Source organism: Accumulibacter sp. (assembly GCF_029255285.1).
Lineage (GTDB): Bacteria > Pseudomonadota > Gammaproteobacteria > Burkholderiales > Rhodocyclaceae > Accumulibacter.
On record NZ_JAPUVI010000105.1, the window covers coordinates 43,443 to 63,416 of the forward strand.

Below are 19,974 nucleotides of genomic sequence, written 5' to 3' on the forward strand. Positions count from 1 at the left end.
AGACCAGGAGCCGAACGATGTTGCCAGCCGAGCGTCAATACTCGATAATCCAACAAGCGCTTGCTTGCTAATATTTTCATCAGACATCCGTTGATGGCCTTTTCGCCCCAGGAGAAACGAATCATGCTTCAGACTGCCTATCCTCACCTGCTGGCTCCGATCGACCTCGGCTTCACGAAACTGAAGAACCGCGTCCTGATGGGCTCGATGCATACTGGTCTCGAGGAAGTGCCGCAGGGTTTCGCCCGCCTCGCGGTGTTCTATGCCGAGCGCGCGCGAGGTGGCGTCGGCCTGATCGTCACTGGCGGTATTGCTCCCAATCAGGACGGCGTGGTCATGCCCGGCGCGGCGGTACTCGAAAACGAGGCCCAGGCCGAAAAGCACCGGCGTATCACCGATGCCGTGCATCAGGCGGATGGCAAGATCGCCATGCAGATCCTGCATACGGGCCGTTATGCCTACCATCGCGGCGCCGTGGCTCCGTCCGCGCTGCAGGCACCGATCTCGCCTATACGCCCGCGCGAACTCAGCGAAGAAGAGATCGAACGAACGATCAACGACTACACCCGTTGTGCCAGCCTCGCGCAGTTCGCCGGCTACGACGGCGTCGAAGTGATGGGCTCCGAAGGCTACCTGATCAATCAGTTCATTGCCCAGCGAACCAATTCCCGTGACGATAGCTGGGGCGGCAGCTTCGAGAATCGCTGCCGATTTGCCTTGGAGACCGTGCGTCGTGTACGGGCGGCGACCGGGCCGAACTTCATCATCATTTTCCGGCTGTCGATGCTTGATCTGGTCGAAGGCGGCAGTAGCTGGGAGGAAATCGTTGCGCTTGCCAAGGCGATCGAGGCGGCCGGGGCGACGATCATCAACACCGGCATCGGCTGGCACGAAGCGCGCATCCCGACGATCGCGACAATGGTGCCGCGCGCCGCTTTCACCTGGGTGACGAAGCGTCTGATGGGCCAGGTTGGAATTCCGTTGGTCACCACCAACCGCATCAACGCTCCGGAAGTCGCCGAAGAAGTGATCGCATCCGGCTGCGCCGACATGGTTTCGATGGCCCGTCCATTTCTCGCCGACGCCGCTTTCGTCAACAAGGCGGCGGCCGGTCGGGCGGACGAGATCAATACCTGCATCGCCTGCAATCAGGCCTGCCTCGACGAGATCTTTGAAGGTCGGCTGACCTATTGTTTGGTCAATCCGCGCGCTTGCCGGGAAACCGAACTAGTCATCGAAAAAGCCGCGCGATCGGCGAGGATCGCGGTCGTTGGCGCCGGACCAGCGGGAATGGCCTGCGCCTTGACCGCTGCCGAGCGCGGGCACCAGGTAACGCTATTCGATGCCTCACTCGAGATCGGCGGGCAGTTCAACCTGGCACGCCGCATCCCCGGCAAGGAAGAGTTCAGCGAAACGTTACGCTACTTCGATCGCCGCTTGCGGCAGGCGGGCGTGTACCTCGAACTCGGCAAACGCTGCGTAGCGTCCGAACTGGTGGAAGCCGGTTTCGATCACGTCGTCCTGGCCACCGGCATCGTCCCTCGGCGGCCCGACCTGCCGGGGATAGAGCACGAGAAAGTGATTTCCTACGCTGACCTGATCGAAGGCTATCGGGTCGCCGGCAAACGAGTGGCGATCATCGGTGCGGGCGGCATCGGTTTCGATGTCGCCGAATTTCTGACGCATGTCGACGACGAACGCGACGAGATCGAGCGTTTTCAGAGCGAGTGGGGTATCGACCCCGAATTCGCCGAGCGCGGCGGGCTAAGAGCGCCGATCCGCCAGCCGACACGACGGCAGGTCTGGCTGCTGCAGCGCAAGACGAGCAAAGTCGGCGATGGGCTGGCCAAGACCACCGGCTGGATACGCCGCACGCTGCTCAAGACGCGTGGCGTGCAGATGCTATCCGGAGTGACTTACGAACGCATCGACGATAGCGGCCTGCACATCGTCGTCGACGGCCAGCCGCAGTGCCTGCCGGTCGATCACGTGATCATTTGTGCCGGACAGGAACCTCGCCGCGAACTCGAGGCGGAGTTACTGGTGGCCAAGGTTCCGCTGTCGCTGATCGGCGGTGCCGATGTGGCCAACGAACTCGACGCCAAACGCGCCATCGATCAGGGCACGCGCCTCGCGGCGACGCTCTGAAAGCCATGCCGGCCGATCGCAAACCGCGCCAAGGCCTCGCGGCTGACGCCAATCGTCGCGAAGACTTGCTGCGCGAAGCGGCACGATTATTCGTCGAAAAGGGGTTTGGTGCGACGACGACGCGTGACATTGCCGAAGCGGTCGGCATGCGTTCGGGCAGCCCCTTCTACCATTTCCGCAGCAAGCAGGAGCTACTCAAGGCCGCCATGATCGAGGGGCTGGAAGCCGGCTACCGCCGCCTCCAGGCGGCCAGCGCGGGACTCGCCGATCCGGCGCAACGCTTGCGCGCGATGATCCGGGCGCATCTCGGCAACCTTCTCGAAGGCAGTTGCCATGCACCGATGCTACTCTACGAGACGCGCTCGCTGGACGCGCCAGCGCGGGCCGAGATTGCGGCCGTAAGCGATCGTTACCAGCAGATGTGGCAAACCACACTGGACGAACTGGCCGTCGCCGGCCGCTTGCGCAGTTCGGCCGGACCGCTGCGGCTCCTTCTTTTCGGAATGTTGAACTGGACCACTCAGTGGTACCGGCCCGACGGCGGACTGTCGCTCGACGAGATCGCCGACGCCGCGGCCAGCTTACTGCTCGCCTGAGGCGTCAATCGGCCTGACGTGTGACCGGGCGTGCCGGATCGCTGCACCATTCGCTCCAGGAGCCGGCATAGAGGCGTGCACCCGGCAGCCCGGCCAGTTCCATGGCGAGCAGATTGTGGCACGCCGTAACGCCCGATCCACAGGACATCACCACTTGCTGTGGCGAACAGTCGGCCAGCAGGGCGAGGAAATCCCGGCGGAGTTCGGCGACGGGCCGGAAGCAGCCATCGGTGTCCAGGTTGTCGCGGAAAAAACGGTTGCGTGCGCCGGGGATATGTCCTCCCACCGGATCGAGGGTCTCGTTCTCACCGCGAAAGCGGTCCGGGCTGCGCGCATCGATCAGACAGACGCGATGGTCGTGCAGATCGGCCAACAAGCGATCGCTGCTCACCACCCAGTCGCGCGGCGCGACCTCGAATATGCTCGCCGCGGACTTTGGCGAGTCGGTGGACAAGGGTCGGCCTTCGGCCAGCCAGCGATCGATGCCGCCGTCGAGCACGGCAACGCGGTCATGACCCAGCCAGCGCAACAACCACCACAGCCGCCCCGCGATCATTCCTCCCGCATCGTCGTAAGCGACCACCTGCGTCGCGGCGCAGACGCCAGCCGCGGCAAGCTTGTCCGCCAGAACGCGTGGCGCAGGCAAGGGATGGCGACCGTTATGGCCGTTCGTAGGGCCTGATAGATCGTGCTCGAGATGGAGGAAAAACGCCCCCGGCAAGTGCCCGCTGGCGTAGGCGCGGGCACCGGCGTCCACGTCCGACAACTGATGGCGGCAGTCGAATACGCGCCAGCCGGAATCGTTCAGGTGCTCGGCCAGAACGCTGCTACTGACGAGCGTCGATAAGCTCACTCGGCGGTTCCTGTCTCGTCTGCTGCCAGCCACGAACGTGCTTCGGCTTCGTCGTCGAAAATCTGCATTTCGGCGCGTACGAAAATCTGCGCCAGCCATGCGCTCCAGGCCACCCACTGGCTGTGTGTCAGCACGGCAATACGCCGGAAATCGTTGGCGTGTGCGCGGGCAAAGACAATATCTTCCCAAGCCACGTCGAGCGTGAAGTCCGCCATCTCCCGCAGGTCGAAAAACAGGTCCACGGGCCCTTCGAACTGGATCGCGTAATTGACCGCATTCTCGAACTCCTGGTAGTCGGCCAGGGCAAATTCCGCGTAAACGGTGACTTCGACTCGTTTCGGCTGTTCTTCGATGACAATCATGGCGGACCCCCTAATGTTGCACAAGTTTAGCACCAGTCGCAACCGTCCGTGCCGCTGTTGGAGTCCGGACCGGGAGTCAATCGGGCGGCCAACGGGTCGACGAAGCGCGCCCGATCACGCGTCCCGGCATGTTTTCCATTTGACCGGAGGCCCACTAATCGGCTATTTTCTCCAGTTTGATTCGAGCCTTTTCAATGCCACCAGCAGACTCCGAGCGTAGGGCGGACGTTGACGCGTCCGCGGAGGAAGGAACCCCGATTGGCAATTTGAAGTTCGAGGCAGCGCTTGGCGAACTCGAGCGGATCGTCCAGAACATGGAGGAGGGCCGTCTGCCGCTCGACGAGGCCTTGGCCGCCTATCAGCGCGGCAGCCAGTTGCTCAGGCATTGCCAGCAGCAGCTCAACGACGCCGAACAACGGATACAGATCCTCGACAACGGAATGCTGCGCCACTTCGAGCCGAACGGCGAAGCGGCGCCATGAGCGGCACGCGGCCTCTTCGCGCGGTGTCGCGGGAGTCGAGCTTTCCGGAATGGATGCGCAGCGTCCAGGCACAGGTCGAAGCGGCCCTAGCGCACGGCCTTCCATCCGGCGAAGCCATTCCGGCCCGCCTGCACCGGGCGATGCGCTACGCCAGTCTCGACGGCGGTAAGCGTGTGCGTCCACTGCTCGTTTTTGCCGCCGGCGAGCTGACCGACGCACCGTGCGAACGCTTGGAAGTAGTCGCCAGCGCGGTCGAGCTTATTCATAGCTACTCGCTGGTGCATGACGACCTGCCGTGCATGGATGACGACGTCCTGCGACGTGGCCGGCCGACCTGTCATGTCGAATACGACGAAGCCACGGCCCTGCTGGTCGGCGACAGCTTGCAGTCGCTCGCTTTCGAACTCCTGGCGCGCGCCGACATCGGCGATCACGGCCGACAACTGGAAATGGTGCGCCTGCTGGCTCGCGCCAGCGGCTCCTGCGGCATGGCCGGTGGCCAGGCGATAGACCTCGAGTCGGTCGGCAAGAGCCTCAACCAGCCTGAACTCGAACTGATGCACGCGCTCAAGACCGGGGCTCTGATCCGCGCCGCGGTGTTGCTCGGCGCGTTGTGCGGCGACGCGCTGTCTATTCCGGAAAACGCGTCTCTCGACCGCTTTGCCAAACGCGCTGGCCTGCTTTTTCAGGTGGTGGACGACATCCTCGATTGCACGGCGAGCACCGCGACGCTGGGCAAGACGGCGGGCAAGGACGCCGCCGCCGAAAAACCGACCTACGTCAGCCTGCTGGGGCTCGAACGGGCCCGTGAACTGGCCGCCGACCTGCAAACCCAGGCCCTCGAAGCACTTTCCCAGTTTGGCGAGCGTCGCCGGCGCCTGATCGAACTGACCGAATTCATCGCTCGGCGCAAGTTCTGATTCCCGCCTCCGGCCCCTGCGCCTGGCCATCACCGAGCCCTTCTGCTGGACCCAAGAAAGACCATGACCCGTTACCCTCTGCTCGATACCATCAGCGATCCGTCGCAAGTGCGCAAGCTCGATCGTCGACAGTTGCCGCAACTGGCCGACGAATTGCGCGCCTTTTTGGTCGAATCCGTCTCCCGAACCGGCGGGCACCTGTCGTCCAACCTCGGCACGGTCGAATTGACGGTTGCTCTGCACCATGTTTTCGACACGCCGCACGACCGTCTGGTCTGGGACGTGGGCCATCAGACCTACGCCCACAAGGTTCTCACCGGGCGGCGTGCCGGCATGGCCAAGTTGCGCATGCACGGCGGCGTTTCCGGTTTTCCGAAGCGCAGCGAGAGTCGCTACGACACTTTCGGTGTCGGCCATTCTTCGACCTCGATCTCCGCCGCGCTGGGAATGGCGCTGGCCGCCAAGATCCAGGGTGAATCGCGCAAGGTGGTGGCGATCATCGGCGATGGCGCGATGTCTGCTGGTCAAGCTTTCGAAGCGCTCAACAACGCCGGTGTGGCCGACGCCGACATGCTGGTCATCCTCAACGACAACGACATGTCAATCTCGCCGCCGGTCGGCGCCCTCAACCGCTACCTGGCACGCCTCTTCTCAGGCAGCACCTTCAATGCAGCGCGCAAGGCGGGCGAGAAAATTCTCGATTTCTCGCCTTCACTGCGCGAATTCGCCAAACGCGCCGAAGAGCACGTCAAGGGGATGCTGACGCCGGGCACTCTGTTCGAGGAACTGGGGCTGAACTATATCGGACCGATCGACGGCCACGACCTCGAATCGCTGGTGCCGACGCTGCAGAACCTGAAGCACCTCAAGGGACCGCAGTTCCTGCACGTGATTACCAAGAAAGGCCAGGGATACAAACTGGCCGAAGTCGATCCGATCCTTTACCACGGGGTATCGAAGTTCAAGCCCGAGGTCGGCATCGCCGGCGGGCCGAGTGGCGCCAAACCGACCTACACGCAGATTTTCGGCGATTGGTTGTGCGATATGGCGGCCGCCGACTCGCGCCTGGTCGGTATTACACCGGCGATGCGCGAGGGCTCCGGCCTGCTGCGTTTCAGCGAACGCTACCCGGAGCGCTACTACGATGTCGGCATCGCCGAGCAACACGCCGTGACTTTTGCCGCCGGCCTCGCTTGTGAAGGGCTGCGACCGGTGCTGGCCATTTACTCGACCTTCCTGCAACGCGCTTACGATCAGCTGGTGCATGACGTCGCCCTGCAGAGTCTGCCCGTCGTCTTCGCGCTCGACCGCGGTGGCCTGGTCGGTGCCGATGGGCCGACGCACCATGGAGCTTTCGACATTTCATTTCTGACCTGCATCCCGAACATGGTGGTCATGGCGCCGACCGATGAGAACGAGTGCCGCAAAATGCTGACCACGGCCTACTATCTCGACAGTCCAAGCGCCGTTCGCTACCCACGCGGCACGGGCCCTGGCGTCGCGGTCGACAAGGCGCTGGACGGTATCCCACTGGGCAAAGGTGAAATTCGTCGCCGCGGGCAGGAGGTGGCATTGCTCGCCTTCGGCAGCATGCTCGCCCCCGCACTGGCCGCGGCTGAGGAGATCGACGCTACGGTCGCCAACATGCGTTTCGTGAAGCCGATAGACCGTGAACTGATCCTTGCCTTGGCGGCGGAACATTCGCTGCTGGTCAGCGTCGAAGAAAATGCCGTGATCGGCGGTGCCGGCTCGGAGGTCGAGCGGGTTCTCGAAGAAGCTGTCAGCCCGGCCCGCTTGTTGCGCCTCGGAATTCCGGACCGTTTCATCGAACACGGTGAACAAGCTTTGCTACTGGCGGAAATCGGCCTCGACCGGGACGGCATCGTCGGCGCCGTCCGTGCGCATCAAGATATGACCGTGGATGCGGCGCAGGGAACGCATCCACCTACAGGATAATAACCCTCTCAGGAGCAGCAATGAACGCACCCGAAACCGTACGCAGTTCAGCCGTGATGGCCGATGTCCAGGGCTCGGCCGATACCCGGCAACTGGCCATCAACAAGGTCGGGATCAAGGCGATCCGTCATCCGGTCAAGGTTCTCGACAAGTCCGGCGGCATTCAGCACACGATCGCCATGTTCAACATGTACGTGAGCCTGCCGCACAACTTCAAGGGAACACACATGTCACGCTTCGTGGAGATTCTCAACGGCCACGAGCGTGAAATCTCGGTCGAGAACTTTCCCGCCATGCTGCGGGAGATGGTGGCCCGGTTGGAAGCCGAGACGGGTCACATCGAAATGAGCTTTCCCTACTTCATCAACAAGGCGGCACCGGTATCCGGCGTCCAGAGCCTAATGGACTATGACGTCACGCTGATTGGCGAGATCGCACAAGGGCACATCGAGTCGACGATCAAAGTGGCTATCCCGGTTACCAGCCTTTGTCCGTGCTCGAAGGAAATCTCCGAGCGTGGCGCGCACAATCAGCGTTCGCAGGTGACGGTATCCGTTCTCATCAACGAACACCTTTGGATCGAAGAACTGGTTCAACTGGTCGAAAGCCAGGCGTCGTGCGAGCTTTATGGTCTGCTCAAGCGGCCCGACGAGAAGTACGTGACGGAGCGCGCCTACGACAACCCAAAATTCGTCGAGGACATGGTGCGTGACGTAGCAGCGCGGCTCAATCTCGAGCCGCGAATCGACTCCTACGTCGTCGAGTCGGAAAACTACGAATCGATCCACAACCACTCGGCGTACGCGCTGATCGAGAACGACAAGCGCAATAAATCGCTTCCCGCCTGAACTCCCGGCGCAGGAAACCTGGCGGTTCCGCCGACCTCCGCCAGGTTTTTCCCGTAGACGGTAGCGGCGCGTTTCAGCGTTGTTTGCGCGTCAGCTTTTCCTTGATGCGGGCCGATTTGCCGGAGCGCTGGCGCAGGTAGTACAGCTTGGCGCGTCGAACGTCGCCACGCCGCTTGACTTCGATCGAAGCGACCAGGGGCGAGTAGGTTTGGAAGGTCCGCTCGACCCCTTCGCCCGATGATACCTTGCGCACGATGAAGCTCGAGTTGAGCCCCCGATTGCGCTTCGCAATTACGACGCCTTCGTAGGCCTGCAGGCGCTCGCGAGCGCCTTCCTTCACCTTGACCTGGACGACGACCGTGTCGCCAGGACCGAATACCGGGATGACCTTGCCCAGGCGGGCGATCTCCTCTTGTTCAAGTTGCTCGATCAGATTCATTTTGTAAACTCCATGCACGCGAATTACGTATTGTTGTCCTGACCGCATTGCTCCTGAAACTGCGCCAGGAGTTGCGTTTCCGATTTCGAAAGCGAGCGCCCCGCCAACAACTCGGGACGCCGTTGCCACGTCCGGCCCAGCGCCTGCTGCAAGCGCCAACGCCGAATTTCCTCATGGTGACCGGAAAGCAAGACATCCGGCACCCGCCGCCCGCCGTGTTCCTCGGGCCGCGTATAGTGCGGGCAATCCAGCAAGCCCGCGACAAAGGAATCCTGTTGCGCCGATTCGGTATCGTTCAACACCCCCGGCAATTGCCTGACGAGCGCATCGATCAACACCATCGCGGGAATCTCGCCGCCCGAAAGGACATAATCGCCGATCGAAATCTCTTCGTCCACGCAGGCTTCGATCACGCGCTCGTCTATCCCTTCATAGCGACCGCAGACCAGAATCAGCGCCTCGCCTGCCCGCACCAGTTGCATTACGCGACCATGCGTGAGCAACACGCCCTGGGGCGAAAGACAGATCACCCGACCAGCCTTCCCGCTCGTCAGGCACTGCCGCTCGCGCGCCGCTTTGATTGCCGCTTCAAGCGGTTGCGGCATCATCACCATTCCCGGACCGCCACCGTAGGGGCGGTCATCTACCGTACGATGCCTGTCGTGCGTGAAATCGCGTGGATTCCACAGGTTCAGGCGCCACAGCCCGACTTCCAGCGCCCGCCGTGTCACTCCCGCCGTGGTCAGTGCGGCGAACATTTCGGGGAACAGGCTGACGACATCGACGATCAGTGCCGGTGCCGACAACCGCATGCCGTCCGCCGACATCACCAGTCCCGACGTCACCAGTCCATTTCCCAATCCACGCGAACACGCCTGCGCGGCAGGTCGACGTCGAGTACCACCGCGGCGACGAAGGGCAGCAACCGTTCCGCGCTCTGGCCATCGCCAACCCGCAACACCGTATTGGCCGGGGTTTCGATCAGGCCGAGGATGTGGCCCAGCGATAGGTCGCGCGAATTGATCACCGCCAAGCCAACGAGGTCGGCCCAGTAGTATTCGTCGGGTTCCGTCGGCGGCAACTCGGCGCGGGGTGTACCCACCAGCATTCCGGTATGTGCCTCCGCGGCCGTCCGGTCGGCCAGGCAAGCCAGGTCGGCGATCAGCAGGTCGTTGTGCTGCTTGCACTTCAGTAGACGCGTGCGATGCCACAACGCGGGCGCGTCGGCCTCGCGACCCAGCCACCAGTGGGACAGCTTGGACCAGGCTGCCGGATCGTCGGCAAACGGATAGACGCGCACCGCGCCACGTAGCCCATAGGGCGCGGCAATCTTGCCAAGAACAACAATGTCGGCCGGTGGCGCTTCGTTTTCCGTCACTGCCGACCCGGCCTTTTCAGGCCGGAAGCCGCCGGGCAAGGCTCAGGCGGCCGCCTTGGCCGACTGCTTGAGCAGCCGCGCCACGGTCGACGACGGCTGCGCACCCTGTTGTTGCCAGTAGCTGAGTCGATCGGCGGCGACGTACAAGCCCTGTTCTTGGCCAGCCGCCAGCGGGTTGTAGAAACCGATGCGCTCGATGAAGCGACCATCGCGCCGAGCGCGCGCATCGGCTACGACCATATTGTAGAAGGGGCGCTTTTTCGCGCCGCCACGGGCCAAGCGAATCACAACCATGATAATCTCTTCCGAATCCAGAAAAAGGGTGGGATTATAACAAGAATGGGCGAACACGCGAGCCGATGTATGAAACCGTCGGTTGCCAAAAGACGTCGGCGGAAAAGTGATCTGTGCGGCAGGAAGCCGCCCACCCTGGGGCGCCTCAACGGTATAATCCGCCCACCCGTGAGCGCCGGCCAAGGTGTTGATTTTATGACTTCTGCCTCAACTGCGCCGTATTCGTATCGCGCCGCCGGAAGCTCCGGCCGGCGGCCTCTTCGCCTGACGATGCGAGACTTCCTTGCCAGGTAGCCTGATGACCAAGTACACCTCCTCTGCCAACGACGCCGACGGGACCGCTACCGGGCACTCAGGCATACGAACCATACTGCAGTGGCTGGCTGAACCGCCAGCCCCCCAGCCGGCCGACGAACTCCCGTCGCTGCGCGCCAACCTCAAAGCCTTGCAGGACGTTGGCGGTACGTTGCCACAACGGGCGCGCGCGCTCGAAGGCCTCTATCTGCGTAGTTGCTCGGTCGTCGACCGCCTGTTGCCGTTGCTTCACGACCTCAGCTTGCCGGTTCCCAGCAAGACCAGGCGCATTGTGCGCAGCGTTCTGGATCTGCTGCAAATGCTGGCTGACGATACACTTGCCTTGCTTGACACACCTGACCCGGCCGACCCGCGCCGGGCTCCCGACGTGGCACTGTGGCGCAGCCTGAATGCCTTGGCGCAACAGCTGATGATCGGCCATCTGATCGCCGCACCGGCCCGCAGCGGGGCTTGGCAGCAGTTGCACCAGACCTTTGCCTTGGCGCGCAGCCGCAAACTCGAGGCGGTGATTCCGAATGGCGTAGCAAGCAGTCTGCAACACGTCTACCACACGGCGGTTCTGCTCGGCTGCGCGCAACCGGCGTCGCTCACGGCGCGCGAAGTCATTTTCCTCGCCACCCTCTTTGAACGCTTCGCCGACCGCATCGAGCCGATTGCCGCGGCGGCGGCAATCTCTCCCGGTACCTTCTGGATCGATCCGCAACGTGACGTGCCGGCCATTTCCTGTTCACGCAAGCTAGCGCCACCGACCACCGTGCAGGAGGGCTTTTCCTGCGTCCTGCTGACCTCGCTGCTCAAAACAAAAATTGCCCAGCTCGAAGGCGGCACTCCGGCACGGAGCATCAACCTGCCGGATTTTGCCGACACCCCGGCGGGAATTGGCGTCCTGCGACGACTGGCTGGTCGTTGGAGCGACTCGGGTAAACGTCGTTTTCAGCGCCGCCGACAAAATCATCGAACGGTTCTGAGTACCGGCATTGACGGCCTCTGGCAACTGTGTCAGCAGGGGGACGCGGCCAACGTCGAGTTGTCGACCTGGATGATCACCAACGAAAGTCCCGACGGCTACGCCGTGATGCACGTTTCCGGCAAGACAGGAACACTGTCAGTGGGCGACATTGCGGCAGTACGAACCGGCGGCGAGCAGAACTGGCAAGTCTGCCTGGTCCGCTGGGCACTGTCGGAGAACCCCGAGCATCTCGAACTGGGTCTCCAGATCCTTGCCCCGACGGCTGTGCCGGCCATTCTCGCGAAACCTTCGGGCGCCCTGGGGACCGAGCATTTGCGCGTTCTCATCCTGCCCGAAATTCCTTTGCTGCGCTCCCGCCAACTGCTGGTGGTCGCCTCCGGGGCCTTGCCGGACAAGCAACAAAAGCTGATTCTGGTAATCGAGAAAGGTAATCTGATGGTGCGCGAAGTCAAAAGCACCCATATCGACGAGCAAACCGGAAGCGTCGATATCGTCGCCATCGAACCGGACGAAAACCCTTTCTGATCGGCGTCCGCGCTTGTGCACCGTTCTCGATTCGGCGACCAAAATCGCTCTGTGCGTGCGTTCCCCGCGCCAGTTCTTGCCGGCCCGGAGTGCGGGGCACCGGCAAACTCGTCTCCCCCCTTTGTAAAGCGCGTCGACGGCCATGCACACCGACTACCTCGAGAGAATTCTCAACGCACGGGTCTACGACGTGGCCATCGAAACGCCGCTCGATTACGCGCCTGGTTTGTCGGCGCGGACGGGCAACCGCATCCTGCTCAAGCGCGAAGACATGCAGCCCGTTTTCTCGTTCAAACTGCGCGGCGCCTACAACAAGATCGTCCATCTCTCGACCGAGAAACTTAGGCACGGGGTCATCTGTGCCTCGGCCGGCAACCACGCGCAGGGAGTGGCGCTTGCGGCCGCCAAAGTCGGATGCCGAGCGGTCGTCGTCATGCCGACGACAACCCCCCAGATCAAGGTACAAGCGGTGCAGGTGCGGGGGGGGGAAGTGGTTCTCGCGGGCGAATCCTACGACGATGCTTACACGCACGCCCTCGAACTCGAGACGGCCGAGCGGCTGACCTTCGTCCATCCTTTCGACGACCCCGAGGTGATCGCCGGCCAGGGCACGATCGGTATGGAAATCTTGCGCCAGCACGCGCTGCCGATCGATGCCGTTTTCTGCTGTGTCGGCGGCGGCGGCCTGATATCGGGGATTGCTTCCTACATCAAGCGCCTGCGGCCAGAAACCCGGATCATTGGGGTCGAAGCGGCTGACTCCGACGCCATGGCGCGCTCACTGCGAGCCGGTAAGCGCGTCAGACTGACGCATGTCGGACTTTTCGCGGACGGCGCAGCCGTCAAGTACGTCGGCGAGGAAACCTTTCGCCTTTGTCAGACGTACGTCGATGAAATGGTTCTGGTCGATACCGACGCCATCTGTGCCGCCATCAAGGACGTTTTCGAGGACACGCGAGCCATCCTGGAACCGGCCGGGGCTCTGGCGGTAGCCGGCGCCAAGGCCTATGCCGAGAGCCACGGGCTTACCGGCAGGACGCTGATCGCCACCGCCTCCGGCGCCAACCTCAACTTCGATCGCCTCCGCTTCGTGGCGGAACGAGCCGAAATCGGTGAGCAGCGAGAGGCGGTTTTTGCCGTCACTCTGCCCGAGAAACCCGGCGCCTATAAGCAGTTTCTCGCCCTGATCGGGTCGCGCCACGTAACCGAGTTCAACTACCGCTACAACGACCCGCGCGCCGCACACATCTTTGTCGGAGTGCAGGTGGCGTCGCGCGCTGAATCGGTCGGACTGCTCGATCATTTGCGCCGCAACGGCTATCCGACGCTCGACCTGACCGACGACGAAATGGCCAAAGGCCATATTCGTCACTTGGTCGGCGGGCACTCGCCGCAAATCAGCGACGAGATTGTCTACCGTTTCGAGTTTCCCGAGCGCCCCGGCGCGCTGATGAACTTCCTGAGTCGCATGAGCGCCGGCTGGAACATCAGCCTGTTCCACTATCGGAACCATGGAGCGGACTACGGTCGCGTGCTGGTCGGAATGCAGGTGCCCCCTAACGAGATGAGTGATTTCGAGGATTTTCTCGAACAGCTGGGTTACGCGCACTGGAACGAAAGCAGCAACCCCGCTTACCGACTTTTTTTGGCCTAAGGCGGCGCGTCGCCTCTACTCTTCCAACTGGGGCAACAAGTTTCATTGTCTGACACAAATGCCGGCCGCGTGATGTCAAAGCGAGCACGCCGATGTCGGAAACTTTGGCGGTTAGCGCTCTCGGCGGCTTAAATCTGACTCATTTCCAATCGTTTTGCGGAGGTTTTTACCATGCCCATGAACATCGCGAGCAGTGTCACCGAACTGATCGGCAACACCCCGCTGGTCAGGCTCAACCGCTTGGCGGCAGATATTGACGGCAGCATCGCCGTCAAGCTCGAGTTCTACAATCCGGCGCACAGTGTCAAGGATCGCATTGCCGCGGCGATGATCGACGCGGCACAGGCGGCCGGATCGATTGGTCCGGAAACGGTGATTCTCGAGCCAACCTCCGGCAATACCGGCATCGGTCTGGCCATGGTTTGCGCGGCACGCGGTCTGCGCTGCTGTTTCGTGATGCCCGAAACGATGAGCCGCGAACGCCGGCTGTTGCTCAAGGCCTACGGTGCGGAACTGGTGCTGACACCCGGGCCCGACGGGATGGGCGGCGCCATTCGCCGCGCCGAGGAAATGGCGGCCGCCGATGGGCGTTATTTGATCCCACAGCAGTTCGAGAACCCGGCCAACCCGGCAATTCATCGGGCAACGACCGCCGAGGAGGTGTGGCGCGACACCGACGGCCAGATCGACATCTTCGTCTCGGGGGTGGGTACTGGCGGAACCATCACCGGCGTCGGCGAAGTCCTGAAAGCAAGGAGGCCCGGCGTACAGGTCATCGCCGTCGAGCCCGACGCGTCACCCGTACTCTCGGGTGGCGCCAAGGGACCACATCCGATCCAGGGGATCGGTGCCGGTTTCGTTCCCAAAATTCTCAACACCACGATTTACGACGAAGTGCTGCGCGTCAAGGCCGATGACGCGTTTGCCATTGCCCGCCGGATGGCGACTGAAGAGGGACTGCTGGTCGGTATTTCATCCGGCGCGGCCGTGTGGGCCGCGCTCGAGGTCGCGCGGCGGCCGGCCAATGCCGGCAAATTGACCGTGGTGGTCGTTCCCTCCTTCGGCGAGCGTTACCTGACCACTCAGCTATACGCCCATCTCGACGTCTGAGCTGCGGACACGACCGAGCCGCACGGCCAGCGTGCTGCTCCTGGCTCAGGCACAGGCAAACGTTCCGGCTTCGGTGACCATCGCGTCCAACCGTTGGTCATGTGGCGTGGGCTCGATCGAGTCCAGACGGGCGAGTTCGAAGCCAACGCCGAGCGCCAGCGGCCGCGGGTGGAGCGCCACGAGCGTGCGGTCGAAGTAGGCACCGCCATAACCGATACGGTGGCCGGCCGCATCGAAACCGTTGACCGGAAGTAGAAGCGCCTCTGGCAACAGGAAATCGCCGGCGGCCGGTGTTGGAATGCCATAGCGGTCGGCGACCATCGGGGTGTCCGGCGTCCAGGCGCGAAAAGCCAGCGGCCGATTCTTGCCGATCACCACAGGCAACAGGGCTTGGAAGCCCTTCCGGCCAGCCTGCGCCCATTTCTCCATCAGCGGCCTGAGGTCGGCCTCCTGCTTCACCGGCCAGCAGAACGCCACGCGCATCGCGGCAAGTTCCGGGAAAGCCGTTTCCAGGTGTGTGCAGATGCGGTTGGAAGCACGCTCCCACTCGCTGGTCGGCAGCGCGCGTCGGCGCTCTATCAGTACCCGGCGCAACGCGCCTCGTTCGCTCAGCCCAGTGCCGACGACACCGTCCAGCGTGATTCCCGGCCTCACTTCGATGGCCATGTGTTATGCTCGAAAGCGGTATTATCCAGACTTTCAGCTTACCATGAAGCTTTACCACACAGGCTTTGCTGTCTTCGTTTCGCTGTTTTTCACCCAACTTGCCGCCGCCGCGCCGAGCGCCGACGAGCAGTTTCTGGCGGCGCGGGACGCGCTGCGGGCCGGCGACCGATCGAGACTCGAACGTCTCGCGCCAATGCTGCAAGGCTATGAACTCGAAGCCTATGTGGACTACTGGCGGCTTCTCCTTGATCTCAAGGACGTTGACTCGGCAACCGTAGCCGCCTTCCTGGCGCGGCACGAAAACACCTACGTCGCCGAGAAACTGCGCATCGACTGGCTGCGGCAACAGGGCAAGAAACAGCAATGGGGGGCATTCGACCTCGAGTATCCGAAACTCGCTCAGCCCGAGCAGGACCTCGTGTGCTATGCCTTGCAGAGCCGGCGGGCGCAAGGGGATGCGAGTGCGCTCGACGATGCCTTGCCGCTCTGGCTGACGCTTGCTGAACCCCCGGAGTCCTGCTATCCGGTCCTCGAAGCGCTGATCGTCGACAAGCGGGTGCTCGCCGACGCCGTTTGGGCGCGCATCCGTCGCCAGTTCGAAGCCAATAAGATCGCCGCCGCCATCTACAGCATGAACTACCTGCCGCCGAGTCAGACGCCCGACAGGAAGCTGGCCCAGACGGTAGCCGAGACGCCGCTGCCCTGGCTGACCCGATTGTCGGGCGATGTGGCGGCCAATCGCATGACTCGTGAGTTAGCGGTGTTGGCCATCCAGCGCATCGCGCGCAACGACCCCCGCATGGCGGCCGAACAGTTGAACCGCATCGCGCCGTCGTTGAGCGCCGGCGAAAAAGGCTGGGCTTGGAGTCAGATCGGCTGGCAGGGCGCACAGCGACACCTGCCCGAGGCGATGGAATGGTACCGCCAAGCCGGCGAGGCGCCGCTTTCCGACGAAGCGGCGCAGTGGAAGGTACGTGCCGCCCTGCGCGCGCAGGACTGGGGCAGTGTTCGCAGCACCATCGAAAAAATGCCGCCGGCGCTGGCCGCGCAACCCGCCTGGGTGTATTGGCTGGGTCGCGCCTACCGCGCCGGGGGGCGGCTCGAGGAAGCCAACGCGCTGTTTATGAAAATCGCCGGGCAGCCCGACTTCTACGGCAATCTGGCTAACGACGAACTCGGGCGGCCGACGATGACTCCGCCCAAGGCGTCGCCGCCGAGCCGGGACGAGCTGTTGCAGGTGAACGCCAACCCCGGTGTGCAACGCGCACTCGCTTTCTTTCGCCTGAACCTTCGAGGGGAAGGCGTCAAGGAGTGGAACTGGGCGTTGCGCACGATGAGCGATCGCGAGCTGCTTGCGGCGTCCGACATTGCCCAGCGGGCTGGCATGTACGATCGTGCGATCGCCGCTGCCGACCGTACGCGCCACGAACACGACTACTCGCTGCGCTACCTGGCACCCTACGGCGAGCAGGTCCGGCCGGCAGCGCGCAGCCAGGCGCTCGACGACGCCTGGGTGTATGGCTTGATGCGTCAGGAGAGTCGTTTCATCACCAGCGCCAAGTCGACCGTCGGAGCGTCGGGATTGATGCAGCTGATGCCGGCCACCGCCCGCTGGGTGGCCAACAAGATCGGCCTCAAGGACTTCCAGCAGAGCCGGGTCAATGACACCGAAACCAATTTGCTGCTCGGCACCACCTACATGCGCCTGGTCCTCGATAGCCTCGACAACCAGCCGGTACTCGCTTCGGCGGCTTATAACGCCGGCCCTGGGCGGGCACGCCGGTGGCGCGCGGAGCGGCCGCTGGAAGGCGCTGTCTATGCCGAAACCATTCCTTTCAGCGAAACGCGCGACTACGTTAAGAAAGTGATGAGCAACTCGGTCTATTACGCGGCCTTGTTCGACGGTAGACCGCAAACCATCAAGAGCCGGCTCGGGGTCATCGGAGCGCGCACCGCCGGTGAAGCGAAGGGCGAGGAATTGCCTTAGAATGATCGTTTTCAGACACTTTTTTCCTCTCTAGGGCGCTATGGAACTCGAGAACGTTTTGTTGATCGGCGGGAGTGGTTTTGTCGGCGGTTGGATTGCCAGCCGCCTTTCCGAACGTGGCGTCCGGGTAACGATTCCGACCCGCCGGCGTGAAAACACCAAGAAGCTGATCATGCTCCCGACGGTCAGCATGGTCGAAGCCAATGTGCACGATCCGCAGGCGCTTGCCGATCTCTTGCCGGGGCAGGATGCGGTAATCAATCTGGTCGGCGTCCTTCACGATAGCGATTCGCGTCTACCGTACGGCAAGGGGTTTGCTGCGGCCCATGTCGAACTACCCCGAAAAATCGTCGCCGCCATGCGACAGAGCGGGGTCCGCCGCCTTCTTCACATGAGTGCGCTGCGTGCTTCGCTCGATGCACCCTCGGAGTATCTGCGCTCGAAGGGCGACGGCGAGGCCGTGATCCGCTCGGCGATGGGCGAACTCGACGTGACGGTGTTTCGACCATCGGTCATTTTCGGACCGGATGACGCCTTCCTCAACCTGTTCGCCAAGCTCATCAAGCTTTCGCCGGTCCTGCCACTCGGCGGCGGACAGGCACGTTTCCAGCCGGTCTTCGTCGGCGATGTGGCCGGCGTCTTTGCCGATTCGCTGACCGATCGCACGACGATCGGGCAAACCTACGAACTCTGTGGCCCGCGGATTTATACGCTGCGCGAACTCGTCGACTACACGGCGCACCTGGTCGGCAAGCAACGCCGGATCATCGACCTCGGAACCGGTGGCTGGGCTTACCTGCAAGCGGGCCTCATGTGGCTGCTGCCGAATCCGCCGTTGTCGCCCGACAACCTGCGCTCGATGGAAGTCGACAGCGTCAGCGACGGCTCGCACGACTATCCTGGCTGGCGGCCGACGCCACTGGAAGCGGTGGCGCCGACCTATCTCTCACCGGACGAAATGGTTCAGCTTCGCCTCGACCGCTATCGCTACCGCGCCGGTCGCTGAGCGAGAGAGCGAACCGGCGCAGATTTCGCGGTGCAGATCTTCGCTGTCGGCGGCTCCGTGCGCGATGAGTTGCTCGGGTTGCCGGTTCAGGACCGTGATTATGTCGTCGTCGGAGCTACTGCGGAGGAGTTGCTGGCGCGCGGTTTCCGGCCGGTAGGCAAGGACTTTCCAGTATTTCTTCATCCGTCCACGCATGACGAGTACGCCTTGGCGCGTACCGAGCGCAAGACCTCGCCCGGCTACAAAGGTTTTGTCTTTCACACGGCGCCCGACGTGAGTCTGGCTGACGATCTGGCGCGCCGTGACCTCACCATCAATGCCATCGCGCGGGCCGCCGACGGGTCGCTGGTCGATCCCTACCACGGCGTCGACGACTTGGCCGCGCGAGTCCTGCGCCACGTCGGCCCGGCCTTCGTCGAGGATCCCGTACGCGTTCTGCGTCTGGCCCGTTTTGCCGCCCGCTTCACCGATTTTACGGTGGCGCCAGAAACGATGGCCTTGATCCGTCAGTTGGTCGACAACGGCGAACTCGACCATCTGGTCGCCGAACGGGTCTGGCAGGAGTTCGCGAAAGGCCTGATGGAGGCTTGCCCCTCGCGAATGTTCGAGGTGCTGCGCGACGGCGGCGCGCTGGTGCGCCTGTTGCCCGAAGTCGATCGCCTGTGGGGCGTTCCGCAACGCGCCGACTACCACCCGGAGGTCGATACCGGCGTGCATGTCATGATGGTCGTCGATCAGTCGGCGCAACGCGGCTGTCCGCTGGCCGTCCGTTTTGCTGCGCTGTTGCACGACCTGGGAAAGGGCACGACACCGGCGACCGATCTGCCGCGCCATCCCGGTCACGAAGAACGCAGCGTGGCGCTGGTCGGCGCCGTCTGCTCACGTCTCAAGGTGCCGGCAGAATGCCGGGATCTGGCGCTGATGGTGGCGCGTCATCACGGCCAGATCCACCGCGGCCCGGAGTTGACCGCAGCGGCCATCGTCAGGCTATTCGAAGCCACCGACGCCTTGCGCCGGCCCGCCCGCTTCGAGCAGCTTCTCGCCGCCTGCGCCTGCGACTACCATGGCCGCCTAGGCTGGCAGGAGGTGGCCTATCCGGCACCGGCGATCTTTCGGCAGGCACTGGCACAGGTGCGGCGCGTCGATGCCGCGGCGATCGCCCGCGCTTGCCGTGAACCGGCTCAGATCGCCGCCCGCCTGCACGTAGCGCGTGTGGCGGCCGTTCGGGAAGCGCTGGCGGTTGGCTAAACGTTGACCCCCCGTCGATAGTGCCGGACTCGCGCCGGCGGCGGAGCGCGGAGGAACTCGGCTGGGCTTCCATCCCGAAACCAGTGCTGTGATTTCCGGTTTGCCGCTCCGACACCCTGTCGCCGTGCGCAACCTCGTTTGCTGGCCGGCAAACACACGCGGGGTACCGTCTCGGCCGTTTTGTGGCGGACTTAACACAGCGGCAGGCTGAGGGCGC

The 19,974-nt window shown here is 63.2% G+C and carries 19 protein-coding genes; 12 read left to right on the top strand and 7 right to left on the bottom strand.

The annotated features are described in order from the left end of the window. Positions 1–123 precede the first annotated feature (123 nt). Positions 124–2,148 carry an NADPH-dependent 2,4-dienoyl-CoA reductase gene (locus Q1M07_RS15435; RefSeq protein ID WP_300454933.1) on the top strand — a complete coding sequence of 675 codons (2,025 nt, stop codon included), beginning with the start codon at positions 124–126 and terminating at the stop codon, positions 2,146–2,148. Between the two features lie 5 nt (positions 2,149–2,153). Then, positions 2,154–2,744 (top strand): TetR/AcrR family transcriptional regulator, encoded by a 591-nt coding sequence (locus tag Q1M07_RS15440; protein WP_300454936.1) that lies wholly within the window; start codon positions 2,154–2,156, stop codon positions 2,742–2,744. Between the two features lie 4 nt (positions 2,745–2,748). On the opposite strand, the gene Q1M07_RS15445 is transcribed toward Q1M07_RS15440, so the two are convergent. Together Q1M07_RS15445 and Q1M07_RS15450 are read right to left on the bottom strand one after the other, a co-directional pair. Beyond that, positions 2,749–3,597, bottom strand: a complete 849-nt coding sequence (locus tag Q1M07_RS15445) for a sulfurtransferase (RefSeq protein ID WP_300454939.1) — start codon at positions 3,595–3,597, stop codon at positions 2,749–2,751. Next, positions 3,594–3,959, bottom strand: coding sequence for an STAS/SEC14 domain-containing protein (locus Q1M07_RS15450; protein WP_300454942.1), 366 nt, complete (start codon positions 3,957–3,959; stop codon positions 3,594–3,596). Before Q1M07_RS15450 ends, Q1M07_RS15445 begins: the two co-directional genes overlap by 4 nt. Positions 3,960–4,225: 266 nt before the next feature. On the opposite strand from Q1M07_RS15450, the gene Q1M07_RS15455 reads away from it, so the two are divergent. The 4 genes from Q1M07_RS15455 to folE2 all read left to right on the top strand — a co-directional run bounded on the left by Q1M07_RS15455 (position 4,226) and on the right by folE2 (position 8,165). Beyond that, positions 4,226–4,441 carry an exodeoxyribonuclease VII small subunit gene (locus Q1M07_RS15455; RefSeq protein ID WP_366984154.1) on the top strand — a complete coding sequence of 72 codons (216 nt, stop codon included), beginning with the start codon at positions 4,226–4,228 and terminating at the stop codon, positions 4,439–4,441. Then, positions 4,438–5,361 (top strand): farnesyl diphosphate synthase, encoded by a 924-nt coding sequence (locus Q1M07_RS15460; RefSeq protein WP_300454948.1) that lies wholly within the window; start codon positions 4,438–4,440, stop codon positions 5,359–5,361. The genes Q1M07_RS15455 and Q1M07_RS15460 overlap by 4 nt, the downstream gene beginning before the upstream one ends. A gap of 63 nt (positions 5,362–5,424) precedes the next feature. Further along, complete coding sequence (gene dxs, locus Q1M07_RS15465) at positions 5,425–7,317, top strand: 1-deoxy-D-xylulose-5-phosphate synthase (RefSeq protein ID WP_300454951.1); 1,893 nt, start codon at positions 5,425–5,427, stop codon at positions 7,315–7,317. A 20-nt stretch (positions 7,318–7,337) separates the two neighbouring features. Then, positions 7,338–8,165, top strand: coding sequence for a GTP cyclohydrolase FolE2 (gene folE2, locus Q1M07_RS15470; RefSeq protein ID WP_300454953.1), 828 nt, complete (start codon positions 7,338–7,340; stop codon positions 8,163–8,165). 73 nt (positions 8,166–8,238) lie between these two features. Here the strand turns inward: folE2 and rplS are convergent, their stop codons facing one another. From rplS to rpsP, 4 genes are read right to left on the bottom strand one after another with little or no spacing between them, the layout of a single operon-like run. Next, positions 8,239–8,604 (bottom strand): 50S ribosomal protein L19, encoded by a 366-nt coding sequence (gene rplS / locus Q1M07_RS15475; RefSeq protein ID WP_300454956.1) that lies wholly within the window; start codon positions 8,602–8,604, stop codon positions 8,239–8,241. A gap of 23 nt (positions 8,605–8,627) precedes the next feature. Further along, positions 8,628–9,416 (bottom strand): tRNA (guanosine(37)-N1)-methyltransferase TrmD, encoded by a 789-nt coding sequence (gene trmD / locus Q1M07_RS15480; protein ID WP_300455377.1) that lies wholly within the window; start codon positions 9,414–9,416, stop codon positions 8,628–8,630. Between the two features lie 29 nt (positions 9,417–9,445). Next, on the bottom strand, positions 9,446–9,982 hold the full coding sequence (rimM, locus tag Q1M07_RS15485; protein WP_300454958.1) for a ribosome maturation factor RimM: 537 nt from the start codon (positions 9,980–9,982) through the stop codon (positions 9,446–9,448). A gap of 42 nt (positions 9,983–10,024) precedes the next feature. After that, positions 10,025–10,276 (bottom strand): 30S ribosomal protein S16, encoded by a 252-nt coding sequence (rpsP, locus tag Q1M07_RS15490; RefSeq protein WP_300454960.1) that lies wholly within the window; start codon positions 10,274–10,276, stop codon positions 10,025–10,027. Positions 10,277–10,574: 298 nt separating this feature from the next. Here rpsP and Q1M07_RS15495 point away from each other — a divergent pair, with 298 nt between their 5' ends. From Q1M07_RS15495 to cysK, 3 genes are all read left to right on the top strand, one after another. After that, positions 10,575–12,086 (top strand): hypothetical protein, encoded by a 1,512-nt coding sequence (locus tag Q1M07_RS15495; protein ID WP_300454962.1) that lies wholly within the window; start codon positions 10,575–10,577, stop codon positions 12,084–12,086. 142 nt (positions 12,087–12,228) lie between these two features. After that, complete coding sequence (gene ilvA / locus Q1M07_RS15500) at positions 12,229–13,740, top strand: threonine ammonia-lyase, biosynthetic (RefSeq protein ID WP_300454965.1); 1,512 nt, start codon at positions 12,229–12,231, stop codon at positions 13,738–13,740. Positions 13,741–13,917: 177 nt separating this feature from the next. Further along, positions 13,918–14,850, top strand: coding sequence for a cysteine synthase A (gene cysK / locus Q1M07_RS15505; protein ID WP_300455379.1), 933 nt, complete (start codon positions 13,918–13,920; stop codon positions 14,848–14,850). Positions 14,851–14,895: 45 nt separating this feature from the next. Here cysK and Q1M07_RS15510 read toward each other — a convergent pair whose 3' ends face one another. After that, positions 14,896–15,516, bottom strand: coding sequence for a 5-formyltetrahydrofolate cyclo-ligase (locus Q1M07_RS15510; RefSeq protein WP_300454968.1), 621 nt, complete (start codon positions 15,514–15,516; stop codon positions 14,896–14,898). Positions 15,517–15,559: 43 nt separating this feature from the next. Here Q1M07_RS15510 and Q1M07_RS15515 point away from each other — a divergent pair, with 43 nt between their 5' ends. The 3 genes from Q1M07_RS15515 to Q1M07_RS15525 are packed head-to-tail and all read left to right on the top strand — an operon-like array spanning position 15,560 to position 19,757. Continuing rightward, positions 15,560–17,503, top strand: a complete 1,944-nt coding sequence (locus tag Q1M07_RS15515) for a lytic transglycosylase domain-containing protein (RefSeq protein ID WP_300454971.1) — start codon at positions 15,560–15,562, stop codon at positions 17,501–17,503. 40 nt (positions 17,504–17,543) lie between these two features. After that, positions 17,544–18,509 carry a complex I NDUFA9 subunit family protein gene (locus Q1M07_RS15520; protein ID WP_300454974.1) on the top strand — a complete coding sequence of 322 codons (966 nt, stop codon included), beginning with the start codon at positions 17,544–17,546 and terminating at the stop codon, positions 18,507–18,509. A 30-nt stretch (positions 18,510–18,539) separates the two neighbouring features. After that, positions 18,540–19,757, top strand: a complete 1,218-nt coding sequence (locus tag Q1M07_RS15525) for a multifunctional CCA addition/repair protein (RefSeq protein ID WP_300454977.1) — start codon at positions 18,540–18,542, stop codon at positions 19,755–19,757. Positions 19,758–19,974 lie beyond the last annotated feature (217 nt).

Coding starts and splice junctions, on each gene's coding strand:
- rpsP (WP_300454960.1), bottom strand. CDS start 10,276: ATGGTTGTGATTCGCTTGGCCCGTGGCGGCGCGAAAAAGCGCCCCTTC.
- Q1M07_RS15515 (WP_300454971.1), top strand. CDS start 15,560: ATGAAGCTTTACCACACAGGCTTTGCTGTCTTCGTTTCGCTGTTTTTC.
- cysK (WP_300455379.1), top strand. CDS start 13,918: ATGAACATCGCGAGCAGTGTCACCGAACTGATCGGCAACACCCCGCTG.
- Q1M07_RS15440 (WP_300454936.1), top strand. CDS start 2,154: ATGCCGGCCGATCGCAAACCGCGCCAAGGCCTCGCGGCTGACGCCAAT.
- Q1M07_RS15520 (WP_300454974.1), top strand. CDS start 17,544: ATGGAACTCGAGAACGTTTTGTTGATCGGCGGGAGTGGTTTTGTCGGC.
- Q1M07_RS15510 (WP_300454968.1), bottom strand. CDS start 15,516: ATGGCCATCGAAGTGAGGCCGGGAATCACGCTGGACGGTGTCGTCGGC.
- Q1M07_RS15460 (WP_300454948.1), top strand. CDS start 4,438: ATGAGCGGCACGCGGCCTCTTCGCGCGGTGTCGCGGGAGTCGAGCTTT.
- dxs (WP_300454951.1), top strand. CDS start 5,425: ATGACCCGTTACCCTCTGCTCGATACCATCAGCGATCCGTCGCAAGTG.
- ilvA (WP_300454965.1), top strand. CDS start 12,229: ATGCACACCGACTACCTCGAGAGAATTCTCAACGCACGGGTCTACGAC.
- trmD (WP_300455377.1), bottom strand. CDS start 9,416: ATGCGGTTGTCGGCACCGGCACTGATCGTCGATGTCGTCAGCCTGTTC.
- rplS (WP_300454956.1), bottom strand. CDS start 8,604: ATGAATCTGATCGAGCAACTTGAACAAGAGGAGATCGCCCGCCTGGGC.
- Q1M07_RS15495 (WP_300454962.1), top strand. CDS start 10,575: ATGACCAAGTACACCTCCTCTGCCAACGACGCCGACGGGACCGCTACC.
- folE2 (WP_300454953.1), top strand. CDS start 7,338: ATGAACGCACCCGAAACCGTACGCAGTTCAGCCGTGATGGCCGATGTC.
- Q1M07_RS15435 (WP_300454933.1), top strand. CDS start 124: ATGCTTCAGACTGCCTATCCTCACCTGCTGGCTCCGATCGACCTCGGC.
- Q1M07_RS15450 (WP_300454942.1), bottom strand. CDS start 3,959: ATGATTGTCATCGAAGAACAGCCGAAACGAGTCGAAGTCACCGTTTAC.